3 protein-coding genes are annotated in these 2,402 nt (G+C 32.1%); 1 reads left to right on the plus strand and 2 read right to left on the minus strand.

The window, feature by feature from the left end:
• The first annotated feature begins 292 nt into the window (after positions 1-292).
• Positions 293-1,177, plus strand: coding sequence for a recombinase family protein (locus KPL55_RS26900; protein WP_216309550.1), 885 nt, complete (start codon positions 293-295; stop codon positions 1,175-1,177).
• Positions 1,178-1,387: 210 nt separating this feature from the next.
• Here the strand turns inward: KPL55_RS26900 and KPL55_RS25485 are convergent, their stop codons facing one another.
• Positions 1,388-1,576, minus strand: a complete 189-nt coding sequence (locus KPL55_RS25485) for a CsbD family protein (protein ID WP_216309551.1) — start codon at positions 1,574-1,576, stop codon at positions 1,388-1,390.
• Positions 1,577-1,669: 93 nt separating this feature from the next.
• The coding region (locus KPL55_RS25490) for a PRC-barrel domain-containing protein (RefSeq protein WP_216309552.1) at positions 1,670-2,402 on the minus strand (733 nt) is incomplete at its 5' end.

Consider the following 2,402-nt stretch of genomic DNA (forward strand, 5'->3'; position numbering starts at 1 on the left):
GGAATAAAACTACTAAATAAAGCTATGTATAAATCGGATACATGGTAATACCCTATTCCGCCATACCGGGGGTTGTGTAGTAACTGGACAGAAAATCCCGTTACATGTACTGAATTTTACCAATGAAGAAGATTATTAACCCTATCACAAACGACGGTATTTAATAATCAATAAATTCGTTAAATATAGCTTTGAAAAACCCACTAAAATGGTTATTAAAACTATTATCAAAAACATGTTAACATTAACTACCCATTATGATAATATTATCATATGATTGGGAGGTGCTGCAATGGGCAAAAATTATAGCTATGGGTACGCAAGGGTTAGCACAGTTCAACAAGACTTAACTCGACAATTAGATATACTTAGTCAATATAATTGTATTGAGGTACTGACAGAAAAAATGTCAGGAACAAAAACAAACAGGCCTGAACTAATGCGCTTAAAAGATAAGGTAAGAGCAGGTGATACCATTATTGTAGAAAGCTTTTCTCGATTGGGAAGAAGTACACGGGATTTGATGGAGCTCGTAGACTATTTCAAGAGCAAGGGAATAATATTGATAAGTATTAAAGAAAATTTTGATACAAATACGCCACAAGGGAACTTAATGCTTACAGTTTTTGAAGCATTTAGCCAATTTGAGAGAGATCTCATAGTGCAAAGGACAAAAGAAGGTTTAGAAAGTGCGAGAGCCAGAGGACGAAAAGGTGGTAGACCTAAAGTTAAAGAGAGAAATATTGAAAAAGCTTTAAAACTATACAATTCGAAAGAATATAGCATTAGCGAAATAGTAAAAATGTCTGGAATTAGTCAGGCAACGTTATATCGTTATATACAAAAACAAGGGAATAGTTCGGAAAATACTATTAATCCTACTAATGAAAAAATATCACAAATCCTCATGAGCCTTAGAGTTGAGAATAATAATAAATTTGTTCGTGGAAAGAAAAAAGCCAAAGAAAATATTGAGAGATACTTGAAGTATTATTATAATATGAAAAAAGCATCCGCCTCGGATGATGACTACATAATTTTTGTGAAATATAAGGATATTGATGATTTGAAAAATACAGTATATGAGATATTCCGTGAATTAGAAAATGAAGCTGATGCAAAGAACTGTTTTACCGAAGGTGATGCTAGTTGTGATGAATTAAATTTGAATTGGTAAATTATAGTTTGTGTAACGGGAATTTCTGTCCCATTACTACACAACCCCCTACTTTCACTAATACTTTTTACAGAATAATTCAACAAAAAAAATAAAATAAAAAAGTTTATAACTAAATAATAATATAAAGAGGCTACACTCCTTAAATAATATTTAAGGAGTGTAGCCTCTTTTAGAATACTAATTTTTTTATTAATTTTTCTTATTCATTTAATCATTAATTTTTTTTGAAATTTTTTCTTTTATATTACCAAATTTCTCTTTTATATTTCCCTTTTGTAACTGAATATTTCCATTAAGTTCTGTTTCTTCGTTACCAGTAGCCTTACCTACAGTTTCTTTAGCTCTCCCCATAAACTTATCCTTTTCACTATCAAACTTATTTCTTATATCTGACATTTTTATACCTCCATTTTTTTATTAGGATTTTTAATATTTCAATTAAATAATCACATATAACATATAGTGAAATGTAGGTTCCACGCACATGTTTTAGAGGAAATGTTCATTGGACTCATGTTCATCGATCCAGTATCCCTGTTGATTATAATGATTATACAATCCAGTCTCATAGTCACGAGTTAAAAGAGATTCATCCGTGTATTCAGGTGACTGCTTAATACTCTCACGAAGAAGGTTGATGAATACTTTAGATTCATCCCAACTAACGCGTTCTATCCATTTTGGTGAAATAAGAACCTTTTTCCCTGGCCACCAGTTCTTTGTATCAATAATTAGATAACGAATTGCCAATGTCTCATCATCGATGATAAAATCATCAACGTGTCCAATAGTGCCATCTGTAGCTTGGATGTCGTACCCAATTACATCACTAGCCATGTGTAATTGGTTTTCCCACTGTTCGTTAACTTGAGGTGATCCCATTAATTTTTCTTGGTCTTGACTACTTTCTATGCGAGGAGAAAGTCCATACGTTCCCCACATGTTTGGTCCACCCCAATATACGGGCCATTCATAATAATTATAGTAATCTTCTTCATATTGTCGTGATATAGGTTCATCATTATACAAAGAAGGACTGTTTTCAATCTGATTCTTGGTGAGATTAATGGCGATAGATTCATCTTCTTTATTAACATCATCCAATGCATATGGTGAGATTATTACTTGTCTACCAGTTAACCAATTTCCTGTGTTTACAATCAAATAGCGAATTGCCCAAAAGTGGTCATCAAAATAGAATTCTTTGACCTTACCTATTTCT

Source organism: Clostridium lacusfryxellense, assembly GCF_018861735.1.
In the GTDB taxonomy this organism is placed as follows: Bacteria; Bacillota; Clostridia; order Clostridiales; family Clostridiaceae; genus Clostridium_AD; species Clostridium_AD lacusfryxellense.